Here is a 21,860-nt window from a genome sequence, read left to right on the forward strand (position 1 = left end):
CCACACGGGCCGGGCTCCCTCTTCTCTCAGCACTCGATGATGTTCACCGCGAGACCGCCGCGCGCGGTCTCCTTGTACTTCACGCTCATGTCCGCCCCGGTTTCCTTCATCGTCTTGATGACCTTGTCCAGGGAGACCTTGTGACTGCCGTCGCCCCGCAGCGCCATCCGCGCCGCGGTGACCGCCTTCACCGCCGCCATGCCGTTGCGCTCGATGCACGGGATCTGGACCAGACCGCCGACCGGGTCGCAGGTCAGGCCCAGGTTGTGCTCCATACCGATCTCGGCTGCGTTCTCCACCTGCTCGGGGGAGCCGCCCAGGACCTCGGCGAGGGCGCCCGCGGCCATGGAGCACGCGGAGCCGACCTCGCCCTGGCAGCCGACCTCGGCGCCGGAGATGGAGGCGTTCTCCTTGAACAGCATGCCGATGGCCCCGGCGGCCAGCAGGAAGCGGACGACGCTGTCGTCCTTCTCGGCCTCGGTGCAGCCGCCCGCGGCGAAGTTCATGTAGTAGTGCAGGACGGCGGGGATGATGCCCGCCGCGCCGTTGGTGGGGGCGGTGACGACGCGGCCCCCGGCGGCGTTCTCCTCGTTGACGGCCATCGCGTAGAGGGTGATCCACTCCATCGCCAGCGTCTGCGGGTCGCCCTCGGCGCGCAGCTGCCTGGCCGAGTTCGCGGCGCGGCGGCGGACCTTCAGGCCGCCGGGCAGGATGCCCTCGCGGGACATGCCGCGCGCGATACAGGCCTGCATGACGCGCCAGATCTCCAGCAGACCGGCCCGGATCTCGTCCTCGGTCCGCCAGGCCTTCTCGTTCTCCAGCATGAGGGAGGAGATGGACAGGCCGGTCTCCCGGGCGAGCCTCAGCAGCTCGTCGCCGGTGCGGAAGGGGTGCTTGAGGACGGTGTCGTCAGGGACGATCGGGTTCTCGCCTGCCACGGCGTCCTCGTCGACGACGAAGCCGCCGCCCACCGAGTAGTAGGTCTTCTCCAGGAGCGGGGCGCCCTCACGGTCGTACGCGAGGATCGTCATCCCGTTGGCGTGGTACGGCAGCGCCTTGCGCCGGTGCAGGACCAGCTGCTCGTCGGCGTCGAAGGGGATGTCGTGTACACCGAGCAGGCTGATGCGGCCCGAGGCGCGGATCTCCTCGACGCGGGCGTCGGCGCCCTCGACGTCGACCGTGCGGGGCGACTCGCCCTCCAGGCCCAGCAGCACGGCCTTGGGCGTGCCGTGGCCGTGGCCGGTCGCGCCGAGCGAGCCGTACAGCTCGGCCCGTATCGACGCCGTGTGGACCAGCAGGCCCTCGTTCTTGAGGCGCCGGGCGAACATGCGGGCCGCGCGCATCGGGCCGACCGTGTGGGAGCTGGACGGGCCGATGCCGACCGAGAAGAGGTCGAAGACCGAGAGGGCCACGGGGGTACTCCTAAGGCGTTGGTGGACGTCGTTGTCCGCCGGGTGGTGCGGGACGGGCCTGGTGGGCCCGGGAGCGCGGGGCAAAGGGGTGGGGGCACCGGGCTCACTGGGTTCAGTGTGCGCGGTGCCCCCACCCTGCGTGCAAACTGCGGGTGACTACTTGACGCCGGGGTACAGCGGGAACTTCTCGGCCAGCGCGATCACGCGGGCCTTCAGGGCGTCGGCGTCGTACGCGGGCTTCAGCGCGGCCGCGATGATCTCCGCGACCTCGGTGAAGTCCTCGGCCTGGAAGCCACGGGTGGCCAGGGCCGGCGTACCGATCCGCAGACCCGAGGTGACCATCGGGGGGCGCGGGTCGTTCGGGATGGCGTTCCGGTTGACCGTGATGCCCAGCTCGTGGAGCCGGTCCTCGGCCTGCTGGCCGTCGAGCTCGGAGTTGCGCAGGTCGACCAGGACCAGGTGGACGTCCGTACCGCCGGAGAGGACGGATACGCCCACCTCGGTGACGTCCGGCTGCACCAGGCGCTCGGCGAGGATGCGGGCACCGTCCAGGGTGCGCTGCTGGCGCTCCTTGAACTCGTCGGTCGCCGCGACCTTGAAGGACACGGCCTTGGCCGCGATCACGTGCTCCAGCGGGCCACCCTGCTGACCGGGGAAGACCGCCGAGTTGATCTTCTTGGCGAGCTCCTGCGTCGACAGGATCACGCCACCGCGCGGACCGCCGAGGGTCTTGTGCGTGGTGGTCGTGACGACGTGGGCGTGCGGCACCGGGTTGGGGTGCAGGCCCGCGGCGACGAGGCCCGCGAAGTGCGCCATGTCGACCATCAGGTAGGCGCCGACCTCGTCCGCGATGCGGCGGAAGGCGGCGAAGTCCAGCTGGCGGGGGTAGGCGGACCAGCCGGCCACGATGAGCTTCGGCTTCGACTCCTTGGCGAGGCGCTCGACCTCGGCCATGTCCACGACGCCGGTGTCGTCGACGTGGTACGGGACCACGTTGTAGAGCTTGCCGGAGAAGTTGATCTTCATGCCGTGGGTCAGGTGACCGCCGTGGGCCAGGTTCAGGCCCATGATCGTGTCGCCCGGCTTCAGCAGCGCGAACATCGCTGCGGCGTTGGCCTGCGCGCCCGAGTGCGGCTGGACGTTCGCGGCCTCGGCGCCGAAGAGCGCCTTGATGCGGTCGATCGCGATCTGCTCGACCACGTCGACGTGCTCGCAGCCACCGTAGTAGCGGCGGCCGGGGTAGCCCTCGGCGTACTTGTTGGTGAGGACGGAGCCCTGCGCCTCCATGACCGCGACCGGAGCGAAGTTCTCCGAGGCGATCATCTCGAGGGTGGACTGCTGGCGGTGGAGCTCGGCGTCGACGGCGGCGGCGACGTCCGGGTCCAGCTCGTGGAGGGAGGAGTTGAGAAGCGACATCAGTTAAGTCCCTAAGGTCTCAGTTGCCGGAGAACGCGGTGTACTCGTCGGCGGAGAGCAGGTCCTCCGGCTCCTCCGCGACGCGCACCTTGAACAGCCAGCCGCCCTCGAAGGGGGCGGAGTTCACCAGCGACGGGTCGTCCACGACGTCCTGGTTGGCCGCGGTCACCTCGCCGGTCACCGGCGAGTACAGGTCGCTGACCGACTTGGTCGACTCCAGCTCACCGCAGGTCTCGCCCGCGGTCACCGTGTCACCGACCTCCGGGAGCTGGGCGAAGACGACGTCACCGAGCGCGTTGGCCGCGAACTCGGTGATGCCGACCGTGGCCACGCCGTCCTCGAGGGCCGACAGCCACTCGTGCTCCTTGCTGTACCGCAGCTGCTGGGGGTTGCTCATGACCTGAATTCTCCTGTACGCGGGGGAGTGCTGATGAACGGTGGTCTTACGGTGTGAGACACGAATGCGTCACGTGCGCGGCGCGCTGTGTCACTTGCGGCGCTTGTAGAAGGGCAGCGCCACGACCTCGTACGGCTCGTGCGTGCCCCGGATGTCTACGCCGACACCCTCGGTGCCGGGCTCGGCGTGCGCAGCGTCCACATAGGCCATGGCGATCGGCTTGCCCAGGGTGGGCGACGGGGCACCGGAGGTGACCTCGCCGACGACCCGGCCGTCGACGACGACGGGGTAACCGGCGCGCGGCACCCGGCGGCCCTCGGCGATCAGGCCGACGAGCTTGCGGGGCGGGGCGGTCTCGGCGCGGGCCGCGGCGGCGGACAGCGCCTCGCGGCCGACGAAGTCGCCCTCCTTCTCGAACTTCACGACCCGGCCCAGGCCCGCGTCGAAGGGCGTCAGCGCGGTGGTCAGCTCGTGCCCGTACAGAGGCATGCCCGCCTCCAGGCGGAGCGTGTCGCGGCAGGAGAGCCCGCAGGGGATCAGCCCGTACGGCGCGCCGGCCTCGGTCAGGGCCTTCCACAGCTGCTCGGCGTGCGCGGGGTCCACGAAGAGCTCGAAGCCGTCCTCACCGGTGTAACCGGTACGGGCGATGAGCGCGGGGACACCGGCGACGGTCCCGGGGAGTCCGGCGTAGTACTTCAGTCCGTCCAGGTCGGCGTCCGTGACCGACTTCAGTACGGCGGGGGAGTCGGGTCCCTGGACGGCGAGCAGCGCGTACGCGTCGCGGTCGTCCCGCACCTCGGTGTCGAAGCCCCCGGCGCGCCCGGTGAGGGTGTCCAGGACCAGCTGGGCGTTGCCCGCGTTGGCGACGACGAGGTACTCGGTGTCCGCCAGGCGGTAGACGATCAGGTCGTCCAGGATCCCGCCGTCCTCGGCGACGATCATGGTGTAGCGGGCCCGGCCCACGCCGACGGTCGCGATGTTGCCGACCAGCGCGTAGCTCAGGAAGGCGGCCGCCTGCGGGCCGGTGACGGTGATCTCGCCCATGTGCGACAGGTCGAAGAGGCCGGCACGGGTGCGTACGGCGTTGTGCTCGTCGCGCTCGCTGGCGTACCGCAGAGGCATGTCCCAGCCGGCGAAATCGGTCATGGTCGCGCCCAGCGACCGATGCAGGGCATCGAGGGCGGTACGGCGGGGGGCGGCGCTCGGGGCAGTGCTCATGGACATGGCTCCAGGGCATGACGACAGGGGGTGGTTCCCTCCCCATCTGTCATCGGAACCTGAGAGGTTCGCCGAGAGCCCCTGAAAGGGTCCTGACGGGTCAGCCCCGTCGGGGTCGGCTTGCACCTTGGGTGGGGCCGCGCAGCGGCCCGCTTTTCAGATCTGCCTCATCCACGCGGTACGGGGCCTGAGAGATTCAAGGGAGGAACTTGCTCCTTCGGCGCCCGGTGCACACGGTGACCGGGACTCTCCCGCGCGGATTCAAACGGCCGGTATGCAGTTGGCGGGGTCATCATCGCACGCATTGAGGGAGAGTGGTGCGTCTTGGTCCTGACCGGTACCGGTCCCGACACGGGGGGACGGAAGCAGTTGTGTCGCATTACCTTTTCTTTACACTTCTTGGGCAGGTCAGTGGGTGACTCGGCAGGGGGAAGGCGATGACGTTGCAGCGCTACGCGACTACCGCGGGGGCGGCACGCGGTGCGATGCCCCAGCAGCCGGGCGTACCCGCCCGCGAGCTGACGGGCGGGCACGCTCCGGTGGTGCGTGATCTGCGGGGCAGGGGCGGCCGGGGGCCGGACGGCCTGGACTTCGCGGCGGGTGATGTGGTGGTGGTCTCCGGGCTGCCCGGCAGCGGGAAGTCGACCCTGATCCGGCGCGCGGTCCAGGAGTACGCGATCGATTCCCAGGACACCAGGGACCGCTGGGCGGCCACCCTGCCCGGATTACTCCCTTACGCCCTCTACCGTCCCCTGGTGCGCGCCGCGCACTACGCCGGGCTGTGGCGGGCTCTGCGGTCGGGCGGATCCGTCGTCGTCCACGACTGCGGCACGCAGGCCTGGGTGCGGCGCTGGCTGGTGCGTGAGGCCCGGCGCCGGGGCAGCGCACTGCACCTGGTCCTGCTCGACGTCACCCCCCAGGTGGCCAGGCAGGGACAGCGGGAGCGGGGGCGCGGAGTATCCGGATACGCGTTCGCCCGGCACCGGCGTGCGGTCGGCCGGCTGCTGCGCGACACCGAGAGCGGTCTGCTCCCGCCGGGATGCGCCTCGGCGGTGCTGCTCGACCGGGAGACCGCGGCGAGGATCGGCCGGATCGCGTTCCCGGAGGCCCGGCTCCCGCAGGAGTAGGTCCTGCGGGGCCGGCCCACACGCGAGCCGGCCCCGCAGGACCTGGGAGGGTTGGCGCCCGGGGTGTCACCGTTCGCATACGCACAGTTCGCAGGCCCCCTGCGGGCTGTCCGGAATCTGGACTGTGCGACGGGTGCGGACACCGCGTCCGCCTGCGGCACTGCCCTCGCGGCGCGGGCCGGTCTAAGGTTTCAGCCGCACAGCATGGCGAGAAAGGGACACAGACACCGTGGACATTCCGGCTCAGGCCCAGGCCCCGTCACACCCGTCTCAGGGGTGGCCGGCCAACGAGCTCGAAGAAGTGCTCAGCGCCTCGCTCGGCGTGCCCGGGGCGGGCGGACGGCTGGTCGAGGTGCTCGGCCGCAGCCTGGTCTGGATTCCCCTGCCGAACGGCGGCGGGCCCGACAGCCCCGACCTCGACCTGCCGACGATCGACATCGACGGCGGCGCGTACGTCCCCGTGTTCAGCTCCGAGGCCCAGTTCCTCAGCTGCGTAGGCTCCCATCTCTCCTTCACCGTCGCCCCCGCACGCGAGTTCGCCCGTGGGCTGCCCCCGCAGCTCGGTGTGGCGGTCAACCCCGGTGGTGCCGTCGGGGTGCCCCTGCCCCCGTCCGCCGTGGCCGAGCTCTGCCGGGCCGGCCGCACCCCGCTGGACGGCCCCGCGAGCGGCGGCCGGGTGCGGCTGTACGAACCGGACTGGAAGGAGGACCCCGTCGACTTCCTCTCCGCGGTGTCCGCGGAATTCCAGGAGACCGGTGTGGTGAGCACGGCGCGCAGGACGCTGGCCAGCATCGAGGGCGACAGCCCCGTCCTCTTCGTCGGCGTCGAGTTCGCCGTGTGGGACGCCGCGACGCAGGGCGCGCCCCTGGAGGCGCTGGGCCGTGCGCTAGGCCGGGTCCAGGTGCCCTGGCCGGTCAATCTCGTCCTGCTCGACGTGGCGCAGGACCCGGTGGGCGACTGGATGCTGGAGAAGGTACGCCCGTTCTACCGGCGCGACGGGTACTGAGGCCGGCGGCTCCCGCCGCCACGTGGCGGCGGGCCGGTATCAGGGGCGGCGCATAAGCTGGTTGGATGACGAGGCCGCCCCGTGCGCCGGGAGCGGCACCTGAGTGGCGTGAAGCATGCCGAACAGCGGATCTAAGAGGGGCGGGACCCAGGGTGAGTGCGTCAGGCATGGGAGCGGCCGACGGGGTCTCCCCTGCTCATGGGGGAGAGGTCGAGCGCATGCTTCACCAAGTGACCCCCGGGCGCCTCGACACGTACGAGGCGCTGCTGCGTTCCCTGGCGGATGGCCGGGTCTGGATGCTGCTCTGGCACGGTACGGCGGGTTCCCCCGATGCCCAGTACGGCAACATGGAGGTCGAAGGACTGGGCTACGCCCCGTGCGTGACCTCGGCCCAGGAGCTCTCCGCCAGCGGCTGGCACAGGGCCCACGAGGTGACCACCGGCCGTGACATCGCCCGGGCCCTCTTCCCCGACCGCTGGGGCATCTGGCTCAACCCGCACGCGCCCGGCGGCGGTGTCGGCATCCCCTGGCTGGACCTGCGGCGCATCGCCACAGGCCTCGACCGGATGCCCGCGGGGCCACTGCGGCTCACCGAACCCGCCGTCGAGATCCCGCAGTTCTACGCCCTGCTGTCGCAGAACGCCCACCGCACGCCCGCCGTCCGCGCGCTGCGCCGCGCCTGGGTGCAGCCCGCGCTCGGCGTCCCGTACCTCGCGATCGGGCTCGACCTCTACGACACGGGCCGGCCGTCCGTCGACGCGGTCCGCGCGATGATGCAGCAGTCGATCGGGGTGGTGCCGGACGGGCTGCCCGTCTCCACGGTCTCCCTGTCGGACGAGTACGACCCCGTCGCGATGTGGCTGAACGCCAACGCCCGGCCGTTCTACGACCGCGAGGCACACGCCCCTGCCCCCGCCGCGCCTGGATACGGCTACCCGCCGACGACCGGCCCCGCCCCACGCGCATACTGACAAGGCGTCAGCCACGACCTGCGTGGAGGGTCAATTGGTGACTGATTCAATGCTGTTGGGCGCCTTGTCCGCTATCACCGTTTAGTGCCCGAGAGGTCCGCTCAGTAAGCACGGCTGTCCGGATAACGGAAGCCCCTGTGCAGCATCACGTTTATGCAAACATTCCCCGTCAGGTCTGGCGGGTGATCGCAAAGTGGTTGAAGACTCCACACAGCAGGTCCTCCATGCCCGGCGAACCCCTCGTTCAAACAGGTGAGTTCGATAAGGCATGATCACATCTGTCACATTTTGTTAGAGCCGCTACAGCGGCGGTCACAGGCCGGCCACCGTCGGCCGAGAGGGGTCTCCAGCGCAATGACGGCACCGATCGAGACCACCGGGGCGGATGCGCGGCCCGAAACGGTGCTGGAAGGCGCCGGGCGCAAGGAGATCGAGGGCCGTTCGCTCGGCCGCATCGCCTGGACGCGCTTCAAGCGGGACAAGGCCGCGATGGCCGGTGGCATCGTTGTCGTGCTGCTGATCCTCACCGCCGTACTGTCCAAGCCGCTGCAGTCGCTCCTCGGGCTCGACCCCAACGCGTTCAACCAGAGCCTGGTCGACCCCGTCATGCTGGCGCCCAAGGGCGCTCTGGGCGGCATCAGCTGGGACCACCCCCTCGGAGTCGAGCCGCAGACCGGACGCGACATCCTGGCGCGAATCCTCGAGGGCTCCTGGGTCTCGCTCGTGGTCGCCGTCGGCTCCACGCTGCTCTCGGTCGTCATCGGCGTCGTCATGGGCGTCGTGGCCGGGTTCTACGGCGGCTGGGTGGACAGCTTCATCAGCCGGCTGATGGACACCTTCCTCGCATTCCCGCTGCTGCTCTTCGCGATCTCCATCTCCGCCTCCCTGCAGGGCAACGCCTTCGGGATGGAAGGGCTCACGCTGCGGATCGCGGTCCTGATCTTCGTGATCGGCTTCTTCAGCTGGCCCTACATCGGCCGTATCGTCCGTGCGCAGACCCTGTCGCTGCGCGAGCGCGAGTTCGTCGAGGCCGCGAAGTCGCTCGGTGCCCGCGGCCCGTTCATCCTGTTCCGCGAGCTGCTGCCGAACCTCATCGCGCCGATCCTCGTGTACGCGACGCTGCTGATCCCCACGAACATCCTCTTCGAGGCCTCCCTGTCGTTCCTCGGCGTCGGTATCGCGCCGCCGCAGGCGTCCTGGGGCGGCATGCTCACGCAGGCGGTCGACCTCTACGAGGTGGACCCGATGTTCATGGTCATCCCCGGCATGGCGATCTTCATCACCGTGCTGGCCTTCAATCTGCTGGGGGACGGGCTGCGTGACGCACTCGACCCTCGTGGCAAGTAATCGCGGCATCGCCGCACCGGACTAGCGAGGGGGCTTTCCTCAGCATGCAGAACAGAAAGACAGCAGCGGCCATAGCCGTGGCCGTAGCGGTGTCGCTCGGCGCATCGGCGTGCAGCAGCAGTGACTCGGGCGGTGACAGCAACGGCGGCGGGGGCAACGTCAAGGCTGACGCCGGCCTGACCAGCATCGTCAACGCGACCGACAAGAAGGGGGGGACGGTCACGCTGGAGCACGCGAGTGGCCCGGACTCCCTGGACCCCGGTAACACGTACTACGGCTGGGTGCAGAACTTCTCCCGCCTGTACGGCCGTTCGCTGGTGACCTTCAAGCCGGCCGCCGGCAAGGAGAGCCTCCAGGTCGTCCCCGACCTCGCCACCAGCCTCGGCAAGGCCAGCGCCGACGCCAAGACGTGGACGTACACGCTCCGCAAGGGCGTGAAGTACGAGGACGGCACCGAGGTCACCTCGAAGGACGTCAAGTACGCCGTCGAGCGCTCCAACTTCGCGCCGGAGGCCCTGTCCAACGGCCCGACGTACTTCAAGGCCTACCTCGAGGGCGGCGACAAGTACAAGGGTCCGTACAAGGACAAGTCGCCCGAGGGCCTCAAGTCCATCGAGACGCCGGACGACTACACGATCGTCTTCAAGCTCAACAAGCCGTTCGCGGACATGGACTACCTCGCCGCCTTCTCGCAGACCGCTCCGGTCCCGCAGAAGGCCGACACGGGTGCCAGCTACGTCCAGAAGATGGTCTCCTCGGGTCCGTACAAGTTCTCGGCGTACGACGAGAGCAAGGGCGCGACGCTGGTCCGCAACCCGGAGTGGGACCCGAAGACGGACCCGATCCGCAAGGCGCTGGCCGACAAGGTCGAGCTCAAGTTCAACGTCAACGCGACGACGATCGACGACCACCTGCTCAACGACGCCATCACCGTGGGCGCCGAGGGCACGGGTCTGCAGTCCAAGACCCAGCCCAAGGTCCTGGTCAAGGCCTCCGAGAAGGCGAAGACGGACAACCCGTACGCCGGCGCCCTGCAGTACCTGGCGCTGAACGTCAACGTGAAGCCGTTCGACAACGTCGAGTGCCGCAAGGCCGTCCAGTACGCGGTCGACAAGCAGAGCATGGTCGACTCCATCGGCGGCTCGGTCAAGGGTGACCCGGCCACCACGGTCATCCCCCCGACCGTCGCCGGGTACAAGAAGTTCGACCTGTACCCGTCCGAGGGCAACAAGGGTGACGTCGCCAAGGCGAAGGAGCACCTGACCAAGTGCGGTCAGCCCAAGGGCTTCAAGACCACGCTGACGGCACGCTCCGACCGTCCTGACGAGATCACCGCCGCCACGCAGCTCCAGGGCAGCCTGAAGGCGATCGGCATCACCGCCGAGATCAAGCAGTTCCCGGCGGACAAGTACTTCACGGACTTCGCGGGTGTCCCGGAGTGGGTCCACAAGAACAACGCGGGCATGATGATGATGGCCTGGGGCGCCGACTGGCCGACCGGCTTCGGCTTCCTCGACCAGATCGTGAACGGATCGGCCATCAAGCCCTCCGGCGGCACGAACCTGATGGAGCTCAACGACAAGGCGATCAACGAGCTCCTCGTCAAGGGCATCGGCACCGTCGACACCACGGCGCGTAACGCGACGTGGGGCGAGGTCGACCAGAAGGTCATGGAGAACGCCTCGGTCGTTCCGCTCTTCTACCGCAAGAACCTGCTCTACCGCCCGGACTCCGCGGCGAACGTCACGGTCACGGACGCGTACCTCGGCATGTACGACTACGTGCTGATGACGTCCACCAAGTAACACCTGTCAATCGACAGCATCCCCTGAAAGGCAGGTGAAGGCGCCGGGCCGGCGGGCGTACCCCGTCCGCCCGCCCGGCGCCGCACGGCTGTGGCTGCGTACATCATCCGACGCGTATTCGCCGCGGTGTTGCTGCTGCTGGTGGTCAGCGCAGTCACGTTCGCGATCTTCTTCCTGGTGCCCCGCCTCGGCGGGCAGACCCTCGACTCGATGGCCGCCCAGTACGTCGGGAAGAGCCCCGACCCCGACGTCATCGCGGCGGTCAAGAAGAACCTGGGGCTCGACCAGCCCCTGTACATGCAGTACTGGAACTTCATCAAGGGCATCGTCGTCGGCGCCGACTACCAGTTCGGCCCCGACCCCGTCACCTGTAACGCCCCCTGCTTCGGCTACTCCTTCAAGACCCACACCGAGATCTGGCCGCAGCTCGTCGACCGCGTCCCGGTCACGCTGTCGCTGGCCGTCGGTGCCGCTGTCATCTGGGTCGTCTCCGGTGTCGCGATCGGTGTCGTCTCCGCGCTGAAGCGGGGATCGCTCTTCGACCGCCTCTCCATGGGCGTCGCCCTCGCCGGTGTCTCGCTGCCGATGTTCTTCACCGGCCTCGTCGTACTGGCACTGTTCGGCAACGGGGAGTACGTACCGTTCGCCGACGATCCGCTCGCCTGGGCGGGCAGTCTGGTCCTGCCCTGGTGCACGCTCGCCCTGCTGTACTCCGCGCTCTACGCCCGGCTCACCCGGGCCGGGATGCTGGAGACGATGGGCGAGGACTACATCAGAACCGCGCGGGCCAAGGGCCTCAAGGAACGCAAGGTGGTCGTCAAGCACGGGCTGCGCTCGGCGCTCACCCCGCTCGTCACCATCTTCGGCATGGACTTCGCGCTGCTGCTCGGCGGCGCGGTCATCACCGAACGGGTCTTCTCCTTCCAGGGGCTGGGTGCCTTCGCCATCCAGGGCGTCACCACCGCCGACCTGCCCAAGGTGATGGGCGTGACCCTGGTCGCCGCCTTCTTCATCGTCATCTGCAACCTGCTGGTGGACCTCGTGTACGCCGCGATCGACCCCCGGGTGAGGCTCTCATGAGCGACGCAATCAAGAAGGACTCCCCGGCGGCGGAAACCGTTCCGGCGCAGAGGTCCGGCGACGACAAGGAATTCCTGTCCGTACGCAACCTCAGCGTCCACTTCGACACCGACGACGGCCTGGTCAAGTCCGTCGACGGCGTCAGCTTCGACCTGAAGGCCGGTCAGACCCTCGGCATCGTCGGCGAGTCCGGCTCCGGCAAGTCCGTGACCTCTCTGGGGATCATGGGTCTGCACACCTCGGAGCGCGCCCGGATCGGCGGTGAGATCTGGCTCGACGGCGAGGAGCTCATCGGCGCCGGCCCCGAGCGCGTACGAGCACTGCGCGGCCAGAAGATGGCCATGATCTTCCAGGACCCGCTGTCCGCCCTGCACCCGTACTACAGCATCGGCGCGCAGATCGTGGAGGCCCACCGGGTCCACAACAAGGTCGACAAGAAGACCGCCAAGAAGCGCGCCGTCGAGATGCTCGACCGCGTGGGGATCCCCGAGCCGCACCGCCGGTACGAGGACTACCCGCACCAGTTCTCCGGCGGCATGCGCCAGCGCGCGATGATCGCGATGGCCCTGGTCAACAACCCGCAGCTGCTCATCGCTGACGAGCCGACCACCGCCCTCGACGTGACCGTCCAGGCGCAGATCCTCGACCTCATCCGCGACCTGCAGAAGGAGTTCGGCTCCGCGGTCGTCATGATCACGCACGACCTCGGTGTCGTCGCCGAGATCGCGGACAACCTGCTCGTGATGTACGCGGGACGCTGCATCGAGCGCGGCAGCGCCGAGAAGGTGTTCTACGAGCCCCAGCACCCCTACACCTGGGGTCTGCTCGGCTCGATGCCGCGTATCGACAGGGAACAGACCGAGCGGCTCATCCCCGTCAAGGGCTCGCCGCCCAGTCTGATCAACGTCCCGTCGGGCTGCGCCTTCCACCCGCGCTGCCCGTACGCCGACGTCCCGCCGGACAACATCACCCGCACCGAGCGTCCGGAGCTGCAGCAGGTCAGCGACGGGCACTACTCCGCGTGCCACATGTCGCGTGAGCAGCGCGACCGTATCTGGACCGAAGAGATTGCGCCGAAGCTGTGACTGATCTGAACAAGAAGACTCCCGCGCCCGCCGCGGCAGGGTCGGACGGGTCCGGTTCCGAGCCGCTCCTCAAGGTCGAAGGCCTGGTCAAGCACTTCCCGATCACCAAGGGCGTGCTGAAGCGCAAGGTCGGCGCGGTCCAGGCCGTGGACGGCCTCACCTTCGACGTGCGTCCCGGGGAGACCCTCGGCGTCGTCGGGGAGTCGGGCTGCGGCAAGTCGACCATGGGCCGGCTGGTGACCCGTCTGCTGGAGCCGACCGGCGGCAAGGTCGAGTTCCAGGGCCGCGACATCACGCACATGTCCGCGGGGCGGCTCCGGCCGATGCGCCGCGACATCCAGATGATCTTCCAGGACCCGTACGGCTCGCTGAACCCGCGCCACACGGTCGGCGGGATCGTCGGAACCCCCTTCCGCCTCCAGGGAGTCAAGCCCGAGGGCGGTGTGAAGGCGGAGGTCCAGCGGCTGCTGGAGCTGGTGGGGCTCAACCCCGAGCACTACAACCGCTACCCGCACGAGTTCTCCGGCGGTCAGCGCCAGCGCATCGGTATCGCCCGGGCGCTCGCGCTGAAGCCGAAGCTGGTCGTCGCGGACGAGCCGGTCTCGGCGCTGGACGTGTCGATCCAGGCACAGGTGGTGAACCTGCTGGACGACCTCCAGGAGGAGCTCGGGCTCACCTACATGATCATCGCGCACGACCTGTCGGTCATCCGCCACGTCTCGGACCGGATCGCGGTCATGTACCTCGGCAAGATCGTCGAGCTGGCGGACCGCACGTCGCTGTACGAGGCGCCCATGCACCCGTACACGAACGCGCTGATGTCCGCGGTGCCGGTCCCGGACCCGCGCCGGCGCGGTGCCAAGAGCGAGCGCATCCTGCTCAAGGGCGACGTGCCGTCGCCGATCTCGCCGCCGAGCGGCTGCCGCTTCCACACGCGGTGCTGGAAGGCGACGCAGGTCTGCAAGACGACGGAGCCGCCGCTGCTCCAGCTGAAGACCGGGCACCAGGTGGCGTGCCACCACCCGGAGAACGGCGAGGACCAGGCACCGGGGGACGCGCCGCTCGTCGCGGACGTCATCACGGTGAAGTCGGCCACGGCGCCGGTGGCGGCCACGGCGCCGGTGGCGGCGGAGGCAGCCGAGGCGCCGGAGTCGGAGAAGGCTTCCGAGCCCGAGCCCGAGTCCGAGCCCGAGGCGTCGGAGAAGGCTCCCGGGTCCGAGGCGTCGGAGAAGGCTCCCGGGTCCGAGCCCAAGTCCGGGCCCGAGGCGTCGGACGCGGAGGAGACTCCCGAGCCCGCGGCTTCGAAGGCTGACGGGGCCGACGAGGCTGGTGAGGCCGACGGGTCCGACGGGGCTGACGAGCCCGCCGCTTCGAAGGGCCCGGAGGGGTCCGACGGGCCGGTCCCCGACGGCTCCAAGGGTTCCGCCGCACCGTCCACGGGTGCGGAGGGCAAGGCGTAGGAGCAGTACCGGCACAATTGCCCGGTGCTCAACGAACTCTTCACCCCCTCCGTCCAGCATGCGCTCGACATCGTCGGAATCTTCGTCTTCGCGATCTCGGGCGCCCTGCTCGCCGTACGCAAGAACTTCGATGTCTTCGGCATCGCGGTGCTCGCCGAGGTGACAGCGCTGGGCGGGGGGATCTTCCGTGACGTGATGATCGGCGCGCTGCCTCCGGCCGCCTTCACGGATCTCGGCTACTTCGTGACCCCGCTCCTCGCCGCCGGCCTTGTCTTCTTCCTGCACCCGCACGTGGAGCGGATCCAGGTCGGCGTCAACGTCTTCGACGCGGCAGGACTGGGGCTCTTCTGCGTGTCAGGCACGATCAAGGCGTACGAATACGGTCTCGGCCTCACCTCGTCCGCCGCCCTCGGGCTGGCCACCGCCGTCGGCGGCGGTGTGCTGCGCGACGTCCTGGCGAACGAGGTGCCCTCGCTGCTGCGCTGGGACCGTGACCTCTACGCCGTGCCCGCGATCGTCGGCGCCGTCATGGTGGTCCTCTGCATCCGCTTCGAGGTCCTCAACGCCTACACCAGCGGCGCCGCCGCGATCACCGCGTTCGTCCTGCGGCTGTTCGCCATGCGCTTCCACTGGAGGGCCCCGCGCGCCTACAACAGGCGCTCCGCCAGCTCGGAGGAAACTCCGGCCGTCATCTGAAGGAAACGAAAAGCTACCGCTCAGTAATACGGTCGGTGTACCGTGCATGCCATGGCACAGGCAGCAGCGCAGGAGTCGCGCACAGTACAGGCGACCATCGGTGACAGCGAGTTCGACCGTGACACCACCGTCACCCTCCGGGAGGAAGGCGTCTACGACGCGGAGCTCTCGGCGGGCTGGACGATCATCCACGCGGTCAACGGCGGCTATCTGCTCGCCATGCTCGGCCGGGCACTCGGCGAGGCGCTCCCTCACTCCGACCCCTTCTCGGTCTCCGCGCACTACCTCACGGCCTCCGTGCCCGGCCCCGCCGTGATCCGCACCCAGGTCGTCCGCACCGGCCGCACGCTCTCCACCGGCGAGGCCTCGCTCTTCCAGTTCGCGGAGGACGGTACGGAGATCGAGCGCATCCGGGTGCTGGCCACCTACGGCGAGCTGGACGGCCTGTCCGACGAGATCCGCACGTCGGCCCAGCCGCCGGCCATCCCGCCCCTGGAGCAGTGCCTCGGAGCGAGCGACGGGACGGCGCCCATCCCCGGCAGTTCCGCCATCACCGAAAGGCTCGACATCAGGCTCGACCCGGCGACGGTCGGCTGGGCCGTCGGCGCACCGTCGGGCAAGGGCGAGATGCGGGGCTGGTTCGGGCTCGCGGACGGCCGCGACGCGGACCCCCTGTCGCTGCTGCTCACCGTGGACGCGCTGCCCCCGACCTCCTTCGAGCTGGGGCTGAAGGGCTGGACGCCCACCATCGAGCTCACCACCCACATCCGCTGCCGTCCCGCCCCGGGGCCGCTGCGTGTCTCCATCACCACCCGCAACCTCGCGGGCGGCTTCCTCGAGGAGGACGCGGAGGTCTGGGACAGCGCCGACCGCCTCGTGGCCCAGTCCCGCCAGCTGGCCCGGGCGCCACGCGGCTGAGGCCCGCCAGAATGGTGCGGTGAAGTCCGACCGGCTCCTGTCCGTCCTGCTGCTGCTCCAGACCCGCGGCCTGGTTCCCGCCACCGAGCTGGCCCGGCGCCTCGAAGTCTCCGTACGCACCGTCTACCGGGACGTCGAGGCGCTCTCGGCCGCCGGTGTGCCCGTCTACGCGGAGCGGGGCCGCAACGGCGGAATCGCGCTGCTGCCGGGCTTCCGGACCGATGTCACCGGACTCACCGCCGACGAGGCGCGCGCCCTCTTCGTCCTCGCCGCGCAGGGGGCCCACGCCGCGCTCGGGCTGGACGCCGCGCTCGGCTCCGCGCTGCGCAAGGTGATGGCCGCGCTCCCCGCCCCGCACCGGCCCGCCGCCGAACTGACCAGCCGTCGCATCCTGGTGGACCCGGTCCGCTGGATGAGCGGTCCGGCGGCAGCCGTCGACGTGGGCGAGCTGCACGACGCGGTCTTCGCCGACCGGAGGATTCTGCTCCACTACCGGCACAGCGGTACCGACGACCCGCGCGTCTACACCGTCGACCCGTACGGCCTCGTGGTGAAGGCGGGCGTCTGGTATCTCGTCGCCGACCTGGACGGCGCACCCCGGCTCTTCCGCGCGGACCGGGTGAAGCGGGCGGCCCTCGCGGACGAACCCGTGGTGCGCAGGGCGGGTGTCGAGCCCGCCGACGTGTGGGACGAGCTGCGCAGGCAGGTGGAGGAGCGGCCGGGGGACGTGCGGCTCCGGGTGCGCGTGCGCCGTTCCCGCCTGGACCTCTTCGTACGCCTCCACGCGGGGGTGCTGACCGGCCGGCCGGAGCCGGAGGAGGAGTCCCACGGGGAGTGGCTGCTGGCGGAGCTCGCCGTGCCGGAGATCGCGTGGGCGCGCTCCCTGCTCTCCTTCGGACCGGACCTCGAAGTGCTGTCGCCGCCTCAGGCGCGCCGTCTGCTCGCCGAGGCGGCTGCCGCCGTCACGGAGCTGTACGCAGAAAACGGGTGAGGGCCGCGGTGAGCTCGGCGGGTGCGTCCTCCTGTACGAGATGCCCGGCCCCTTCGATCAGCCGCAGCTCGGCGCCCGGAATCATTCCGGCGAGCTCATGGCCGCGGGCGGCCGGGATCCAGGTGTCCTCCGTACCCCAGCAGACCAGCACGGGCAGATCCAGCTCTCCGTAGCGGTGCTGGATCTCATCGGTGAACCGCTGGTCGTTCTGCGCGATCTGCCGGTAGAAAGCGGGCTGTCCGGAGTCGGTGCACCACGGGTCGACGAGCTTCTCCAGCACCGCCGGACGCAGTCCCTGGTGGCTGGCCGAGCCGACGTACTCGGTCACCAGCGCCCGGTGGAGGTCCGGCGGCAGCTCGCCGAACACCTCGGCCCCGCCGCCGAGCAGCCGGTACGCGGGCGAGCCCCAGGGGGCCAGTGCCACCGGGTCGACGAGAGCCAGCCGCCGGTAGCGGGCGCCGTGCAGGAGATGGGCGCGCAGCGCGACGCAGCCCCCGAAGTCATGTGCTGTCACAGCCGGTTCGTCCAGCTCCCAGTACTCCAGGAGCTCGTTGAGCACCCAGGCCTGGGCCCGCAGCGACACGTCCTGGCCGGCGTACTGCGCGGAGGCGCCGTAGCCCGGCAGGTCCCACACATGGACGCGGTGGTCCTGCGCCAGCCCCCGGGCGATGCCGCGCCAGACGTACGAGGAGAAGGGCGTGCCGTGCACCAGGACGACGGGCGGTGCCTGCTCGGGACCGAGTGAGGCCCAGCGCACCTCGCCCGAGGAGCTGAGGAAGGTCCGGTCCAGTGTCCAGTCGCTCATGACACCGACCCTACGGCCTGTCCAGCCAGTGGGCCCGGCCCAGCGTGACCAGGCGAAGCCGGCGCCGCGCCACCCTGACGACCTCCTGCTCGCCCTCCGGGCCGGCGTCCAGCAGCGCCGAGGCGGTGAGCACCATGTGGTCGACGTACAGCCCACCCAGCATCTGGAGATCCTCCCGGTCCCAGCCCGCCGACTCCTGCTCCGAACCCAGGACTTGGGCGACCTCTTCGGCGAAGCCGCGAAGCTGGGCCGTGATGGCCTCCCTGACCTGCCTGACGCCGCCGTGCTGTTCCCTGGCGATGAAGCGGAAGTGGGCGGGCTGTTCGGTGACATGGCGCGCTATCAGGCCGACGCTCCGGTCGAGTCGCTCCTCGCTGTCCCCGGTGTCGGCGAGTATCGCGGCGATCATGCCGTGCAGGCTCCCCAGCGTCTCCTCGACGAGCGCGACGCCCAGTGCCGCCGTGCCTTCGAAGTGGCGGTAGAAGGCGGTCGGGGTCACGCCCACGGCCCGCGTCACCTCGCGCAGACCCAGGCTGCTCAGGCTCTGGTGCTCCAGCAGCTCAAGTGCCGCGTCGAGCAGTGCCTGGCGGGTCTTCAGCTTCTGGGCCTGGCGGACGCCGATGGTGTGACTCATGCCATTCAGTAAACAACCGTTCTCCGAGTCCAGGAAGGGGTACACGGTCTAGACTTGCAAGTCAGTGAACAGTCGTACTCTCAAAGCTCGCAGAGAAAGGCCGGACATGTTCGTCCTCGTAGCCGCCCTGCTCCTGCTGGGGGTCGTCCTCGGAGCGGTCGCACATCTCCCGCTCCCCGTGGCCCTGACCGCCGCGGCCGTGATCGGTCTCTGGCTGGCGGTCTTCGGCGTCCGCGAACGCCTCGCCCGCCGCACCCGCTGACGAAGGAGCCGCACCATGACACTCACCACCGCACGCACCACTTCGAGCGGCGTCCGTGCCGCCGGGACCCACGCCGCGGAGTCGCGGTCGTCCGAGCCCCGTCCGGCCGGTGCCCGCCCCGGCGGCCGCGCGGCGGGCCGGGAGGCCGACGGGCTCGCCGTCGCCTCGTTCGTGCTCGGGCTGCTCGGCCTCCTGGTGATGAACATCCTGCTCGGGCCGGTCGCCATCGTCATGGCGGTCATCGCCCTCTCCCGCTCCACCGCCCGACGCGGCCGCGCCCTGCTCGGACTGGCCCTCGGTATCGCCGACCTGGTCGTCCTCGCCGTGCTGGTCACGGCCAACGGCACCGTGTCCTGGAGTCTGGCGGGCTGACTCAGCCGCGACCGGCCGGCGGTGGTGCGGGGGCCTACGGGCGCACCGACCGCCAGATCCGCTCCGGCAACAGGCGTGCGGCCTCGTCGAGGTCGACGTCGTCGATCCCCGACAGCGAGCGGCGGGCGACGGCGACGACGGGGCCCAGGACGAGGGACTCGATCAGCGGCTGGGGGAGTGGGGCCAGTTCCCCGGAATCCACGCCCCGCCGGATCCAGAGGGCCACTTCCGAGACCCTGGCCTCCTGTGCGTCGCGCAGCTCCCTGCCCCGCGCCATGCCCTTGCGGTCGGCGAGGGGGGAGTGAAGGAGCAGGGCGGGGCCCGGGTGCTCCTGGACGAATGTCAGGTAGGCACTCACGGCGGCTGCGATGCCCGCACGCGCGGTACCGGCGCCCTGGAGGGCTTCGGCCAGCTCACCCAGCAGCCGGTCCAGCCAGCGGTGGCTGAGGGCGCCGACGAGGCCGTCGAGGCTGCCGAAATGGTGGTAGAGGCTGCCCAGACTGACACCGCTGGCCCGGATGACCGCGTTGACCGTGAGGCCCTGCTCGCCGGACTCGACGAACACGCGCAGGGCGGCGTCCAGAAGCAGATCGGAGGTGACCTCGCCGCGAAGCTGCTTGGGGCTCATCGAGTCGCCGTCCCTGTGGTTCGTGGAGCGGGGCTCTTCCGCGGTGAATTTCTAGAGTGATTTTCTAGAAGATGCTCCCTCTTCCAGTATCCACTGGTCAGACTTCGCCTGGAACAGCAATGGTGTGTCACGGGGAGACGGTGTGGGCGTGTTGGACCTGACGGGCAGCGGGGCCAAGCCGCTGGAAGCGGACGATCCGCGGCAGATCGGCGGAATCCCGCTCGCGGGCCGGCTCGGCTCCGGCGGGATGGGCCGTGTGTACCTGGGCGTCCACGAGAAGCGGTACGTCGCCGTCAAACAGGTACTGCCCTCGATCGCGGGGGAGGACCAGGACTTCGTCCGCCGCTTCGGGCACGAGCTCGACAACCTGTCCCGGCTGCCCGCGGAGGCCACCGCGCCTCTGCTCGCCAGCGACCGCGACGCACGGCCCCCGTGGCTGGCGACCGCCTACGTGCCCGGTCTCACCCTCAGCAAGGCCATCGAGCTGAACAGGGGGCCGCTCGACGCCGGCACCCTGTGGCTGCTGCTGCGCGAGGCCGCCGCGGGGCTGGTTCCGGTGCACGAACTGGGCATGGTGCACAGGGACCTCAAGCCGTCCAACGTGATGCTGACGCCGGCGGGTGCCACGGTCATCGACTTCGGTGTGGCCCGCGCCACCGAACAGAGCCAGCTGACCAGAAGCGGCATGGTGGTCGGCACACCGGCCTACATGGCCCCCGAACAGGCCACGACGAAACGGGACCTGAGCGGGGCCGCCGACGTGTTCGCCCTGGGGTCGGTCCTCGCGTACGCGGCCGGCGGCACACCGCCCTTCGGCGAGGAGTCCGGCCCCGCGGTCCTGTACCGCATCGTGCACGAGGAGCCCGATCTTGATGCGGTGCGGGAGCTCGACCCCGCTCTCGCCGAGGTCGTCGCGGCCTGTCTCGCCAAGGATCCGGAGGCCCGCCCCACGGCGGCAGAGCTGGTGAGACAAGCGGAGGAACACGGGCTGTTCCCGGCTCCCCTCTGGCCGGAGTCCATCAGTGGGGACCTCGCGGAGAAGGCCGCCTTCGCGGCGCACGTCCAGGAGATCGAGCTGCCGGAGCCCGAGTCCGTGGAGACACTGCGCCTCGGGGGGAAGGCCGGATCGAAGCCCCGCGAGCGCCGGCGGCGTACCCGGGTCTTCTTCGCCGTGATCCCCGTCGTCGTGACGCTGGGCGGAGCGACACTCGCCGTCCAGCTCCTGCCCTACACCCTCGGGCCGGACGACCGGGTGGCCGCCGGACCCTCCGTCACGGCCACGGCCCCGGTGGATCCCACGGCCTCCGCCTCCGGCGCGAGCCCGTCCGGATCGGCGTCACCGGGCAGCTCGCCGGCGGGCAAGAAGAAGGACGACGACGCCAAGGGGGAAGGCGAGGCGACGGACGGAGCCTCCTCCCCCGCGAGAGGCGCGGGCGACGCGGGGGGCGGGGCTCAGGACGACGGCTCCGGCGGGTCCGGTTCGTCGGACGGTTCCAGTGCCTCAGGTGGGTCGAGCGCCTCCGGCGGCTCCGGCGCGTCCGGCGGCTCCAGCGCCTCCGGTGGGTCCGGTTCCGGGGGCACCACGACCCCCTCCGGGGCACACCGCTATCGCAACGGGGAGAACGGCAAGTGTCTCGTCGCCGCGTCCAGCGGCGCCGCGTACACCGGTGACTGCGAGGGCGCGGGGTCCCGCTGGACCGTCCTCCCCCTGTCCGACGGCTCCTTCCAGCTCGCCCACGAGTCGGGCAGGTCGTGCCTGAGCGCGGGCATCCTCAACGGGGGGACGCTGATGCTCTCCTGCAACGAATCGGATCTCCGCCGCTTCCGTACGGGGGCGGGCGGCAGCATCGTGAGCGTCCGCACCGGGGGCTGTCTCGACCTGGGGGGCGGGGGCGTCACGGCCGCCCGCTGCTCGGGCACGGCGTCCCAGCGCTGGACGGCCTTCTGACCCAGGGAGGGGCCTTCCGGCCATGGCCGGACCTGGCGACTGCGGGCGGGCCCTCGGGCTGCGGGCGGGCCTTCTGCCAGGGGTGGCCCTGGGACGGCCGGACCTTCTGACCACGGCCGGGCCTCCTGCGGAGGCGGACCCTCGGACTGTGGGCGGGCCTTCCGGCCACGGCCGGACTTCCTGCCGCGGCGGACCTTCCGGCCACGGCCGGACCCTCGGACTGCGGGCGGGCCTTCCGGCCACGCGCGGGCCCTCGGACTGCGGCTGGACTTCTGACCAAGG

21 protein-coding genes and 1 riboswitch are annotated in these 21,860 nt (G+C 70.3%); of the genes, 14 read left to right on the forward strand and 7 right to left on the reverse strand.

From position 1 onward, the window contains the following. Positions 1-26: 26 nt before the first annotated feature. From HED23_RS07130 to gcvT, 4 genes are all read right to left on the reverse strand, one after another. Positions 27-1,412, reverse strand: coding sequence for an L-serine ammonia-lyase (locus tag HED23_RS07130; RefSeq protein ID WP_203182568.1), 1,386 nt, complete (start codon positions 1,410-1,412; stop codon positions 27-29). A gap of 156 nt (positions 1,413-1,568) precedes the next feature. Further along, positions 1,569-2,828, reverse strand: a complete 1,260-nt coding sequence (gene glyA, locus HED23_RS07135; RefSeq protein ID WP_203182569.1) for a serine hydroxymethyltransferase — start codon at positions 2,826-2,828, stop codon at positions 1,569-1,571. 19 nt (positions 2,829-2,847) lie between these two features. Then, positions 2,848-3,225 carry a glycine cleavage system protein GcvH gene (gene gcvH / locus HED23_RS07140; protein ID WP_203182570.1) on the reverse strand — a complete coding sequence of 126 codons (378 nt, stop codon included), beginning with the start codon at positions 3,223-3,225 and terminating at the stop codon, positions 2,848-2,850. Between the two features lie 90 nt (positions 3,226-3,315). Continuing rightward, positions 3,316-4,443 carry a glycine cleavage system aminomethyltransferase GcvT gene (gene gcvT / locus HED23_RS07145; protein WP_203182571.1) on the reverse strand — a complete coding sequence of 376 codons (1,128 nt, stop codon included), beginning with the start codon at positions 4,441-4,443 and terminating at the stop codon, positions 3,316-3,318. A 166-nt stretch (positions 4,444-4,609) separates the two neighbouring features. Beyond that, positions 4,610-4,707, reverse strand: a riboswitch (glycine riboswitch). A gap of 173 nt (positions 4,708-4,880) precedes the next feature. Between gcvT and HED23_RS07150 the strand changes: the two genes are divergently transcribed. The 11 genes from HED23_RS07150 to HED23_RS07200 all read left to right on the forward strand — a co-directional run bounded on the left by HED23_RS07150 (position 4,881) and on the right by HED23_RS07200 (position 16,929). Then, on the forward strand, positions 4,881-5,570 hold the full coding sequence (locus HED23_RS07150) for an AAA family ATPase (RefSeq protein ID WP_203182572.1): 690 nt from the start codon (positions 4,881-4,883) through the stop codon (positions 5,568-5,570). A 229-nt stretch (positions 5,571-5,799) separates the two neighbouring features. Further along, positions 5,800-6,576, forward strand: a complete 777-nt coding sequence (locus HED23_RS07155) for an enhanced serine sensitivity protein SseB (protein ID WP_203182573.1) — start codon at positions 5,800-5,802, stop codon at positions 6,574-6,576. 152 nt (positions 6,577-6,728) lie between these two features. Continuing rightward, positions 6,729-7,547 carry an enhanced serine sensitivity protein SseB C-terminal domain-containing protein gene (locus HED23_RS07160; RefSeq protein WP_398086149.1) on the forward strand — a complete coding sequence of 273 codons (819 nt, stop codon included), beginning with the start codon at positions 6,729-6,731 and terminating at the stop codon, positions 7,545-7,547. Between the two features lie 354 nt (positions 7,548-7,901). Beyond that, positions 7,902-8,894, forward strand: coding sequence for an ABC transporter permease (locus HED23_RS07165; protein ID WP_203182575.1), 993 nt, complete (start codon positions 7,902-7,904; stop codon positions 8,892-8,894). A 44-nt stretch (positions 8,895-8,938) separates the two neighbouring features. Then, entirely contained in the window at positions 8,939-10,699 is a 1,761-nt protein-coding gene (locus tag HED23_RS07170; RefSeq protein ID WP_203182576.1) for an ABC transporter substrate-binding protein, read from the forward strand. A gap of 90 nt (positions 10,700-10,789) precedes the next feature. Then, positions 10,790-11,779 (forward strand): ABC transporter permease, encoded by a 990-nt coding sequence (locus tag HED23_RS07175; RefSeq protein ID WP_203182577.1) that lies wholly within the window; start codon positions 10,790-10,792, stop codon positions 11,777-11,779. Further along, entirely contained in the window at positions 11,776-12,864 is a 1,089-nt protein-coding gene (locus HED23_RS07180) for an ABC transporter ATP-binding protein (RefSeq protein ID WP_203182578.1), read from the forward strand. Before HED23_RS07175 ends, HED23_RS07180 begins: the two co-directional genes overlap by 4 nt. Next, on the forward strand, positions 12,861-14,324 hold the full coding sequence (locus tag HED23_RS07185; protein WP_238441868.1) for an ABC transporter ATP-binding protein: 1,464 nt from the start codon (positions 12,861-12,863) through the stop codon (positions 14,322-14,324). Before HED23_RS07180 ends, HED23_RS07185 begins: the two co-directional genes overlap by 4 nt. A gap of 24 nt (positions 14,325-14,348) precedes the next feature. After that, entirely contained in the window at positions 14,349-15,020 is a 672-nt protein-coding gene (locus HED23_RS07190; protein ID WP_203182579.1) for a trimeric intracellular cation channel family protein, read from the forward strand. 51 nt (positions 15,021-15,071) lie between these two features. Then, a complete protein-coding gene (locus HED23_RS07195) occupies positions 15,072-15,938 on the forward strand; it encodes a thioesterase family protein (protein WP_203182580.1) in 867 nt (288 codons plus the stop codon). Positions 15,939-15,957: 19 nt separating this feature from the next. Next, complete coding sequence (locus tag HED23_RS07200) at positions 15,958-16,929, forward strand: helix-turn-helix transcriptional regulator (protein WP_203182581.1); 972 nt, start codon at positions 15,958-15,960, stop codon at positions 16,927-16,929. Here the strand turns inward: HED23_RS07200 and HED23_RS07205 are convergent. Both HED23_RS07205 and HED23_RS07210 read right to left on the reverse strand, forming a co-directional pair. Then, a complete protein-coding gene (locus tag HED23_RS07205) occupies positions 16,901-17,734 on the reverse strand; it encodes an alpha/beta fold hydrolase (protein ID WP_203182582.1) in 834 nt (277 codons plus the stop codon). The genes HED23_RS07200 and HED23_RS07205 overlap by 29 nt on opposite strands. A 10-nt stretch (positions 17,735-17,744) precedes the next feature. Next, complete coding sequence (locus HED23_RS07210) at positions 17,745-18,368, reverse strand: TetR family transcriptional regulator (protein WP_203182583.1); 624 nt, start codon at positions 18,366-18,368, stop codon at positions 17,745-17,747. A gap of 106 nt (positions 18,369-18,474) precedes the next feature. On the opposite strand from HED23_RS07210, the gene HED23_RS07215 reads away from it, so the two are divergent. Together HED23_RS07215 and HED23_RS07220 are read left to right on the forward strand one after the other, a co-directional pair. Next, positions 18,475-18,630 carry a hypothetical protein gene (locus HED23_RS07215; protein ID WP_033298509.1) on the forward strand — a complete coding sequence of 52 codons (156 nt, stop codon included), beginning with the start codon at positions 18,475-18,477 and terminating at the stop codon, positions 18,628-18,630. 15 nt (positions 18,631-18,645) lie between these two features. After that, entirely contained in the window at positions 18,646-19,002 is a 357-nt protein-coding gene (locus tag HED23_RS07220; RefSeq protein WP_238441869.1) for a DUF4190 domain-containing protein, read from the forward strand. Positions 19,003-19,036: 34 nt separating this feature from the next. Here the strand turns inward: HED23_RS07220 and HED23_RS07225 are convergent, their stop codons facing one another. After that, positions 19,037-19,630, reverse strand: a complete 594-nt coding sequence (locus HED23_RS07225) for a TetR/AcrR family transcriptional regulator (protein WP_203182584.1) — start codon at positions 19,628-19,630, stop codon at positions 19,037-19,039. Positions 19,631-19,778: 148 nt separating this feature from the next. Here HED23_RS07225 and HED23_RS07230 point away from each other — a divergent pair, with 148 nt between their 5' ends. Next, positions 19,779-21,578, forward strand: a complete 1,800-nt coding sequence (locus HED23_RS07230) for a protein kinase domain-containing protein (RefSeq protein WP_203182585.1) — start codon at positions 19,779-19,781, stop codon at positions 21,576-21,578. The last annotated feature ends 282 nt before the right edge of the window (positions 21,579-21,860 follow it).

Source organism: Streptomyces pratensis, assembly GCF_016804005.1.
In the GTDB taxonomy this organism is placed as follows: Bacteria; Actinomycetota; Actinomycetes; order Streptomycetales; family Streptomycetaceae; genus Streptomyces; species Streptomyces pratensis_A.

What these genes read in the sequence shown, in the direction of transcription:
- HED23_RS07210 (WP_203182583.1), bottom strand. Translation starts at nt 18,368, where the DNA reads ATGAGTCACACCATCGGCGTCCGCCAGGCCCAGAAGCTGAAGACCCGC.
- HED23_RS07195 (WP_203182580.1), top strand. Translation starts at nt 15,072, where the DNA reads ATGGCACAGGCAGCAGCGCAGGAGTCGCGCACAGTACAGGCGACCATC.
- gcvH (WP_203182570.1), bottom strand. Translation starts at nt 3,225, where the DNA reads ATGAGCAACCCCCAGCAGCTGCGGTACAGCAAGGAGCACGAGTGGCTG.
- HED23_RS07165 (WP_203182575.1), top strand. Translation starts at nt 7,902, where the DNA reads ATGACGGCACCGATCGAGACCACCGGGGCGGATGCGCGGCCCGAAACG.
- HED23_RS07150 (WP_203182572.1), top strand. Translation starts at nt 4,881, where the DNA reads ATGACGTTGCAGCGCTACGCGACTACCGCGGGGGCGGCACGCGGTGCG.
- HED23_RS07215 (WP_033298509.1), top strand. Translation starts at nt 18,475, where the DNA reads ATGTTCGTCCTCGTAGCCGCCCTGCTCCTGCTGGGGGTCGTCCTCGGA.
- HED23_RS07205 (WP_203182582.1), bottom strand. Translation starts at nt 17,734, where the DNA reads ATGAGCGACTGGACACTGGACCGGACCTTCCTCAGCTCCTCGGGCGAG.
- glyA (WP_203182569.1), bottom strand. Translation starts at nt 2,828, where the DNA reads ATGTCGCTTCTCAACTCCTCCCTCCACGAGCTGGACCCGGACGTCGCC.
- HED23_RS07180 (WP_203182578.1), top strand. Translation starts at nt 11,776, where the DNA reads ATGAGCGACGCAATCAAGAAGGACTCCCCGGCGGCGGAAACCGTTCCG.
- gcvT (WP_203182571.1), bottom strand. Translation starts at nt 4,443, where the DNA reads ATGAGCACTGCCCCGAGCGCCGCCCCCCGCCGTACCGCCCTCGATGCC.
- HED23_RS07170 (WP_203182576.1), top strand. Translation starts at nt 8,939, where the DNA reads ATGCAGAACAGAAAGACAGCAGCGGCCATAGCCGTGGCCGTAGCGGTG.
- HED23_RS07220 (WP_238441869.1), top strand. Translation starts at nt 18,646, where the DNA reads ATGACACTCACCACCGCACGCACCACTTCGAGCGGCGTCCGTGCCGCC.
- HED23_RS07225 (WP_203182584.1), bottom strand. Translation starts at nt 19,630, where the DNA reads ATGAGCCCCAAGCAGCTTCGCGGCGAGGTCACCTCCGATCTGCTTCTG.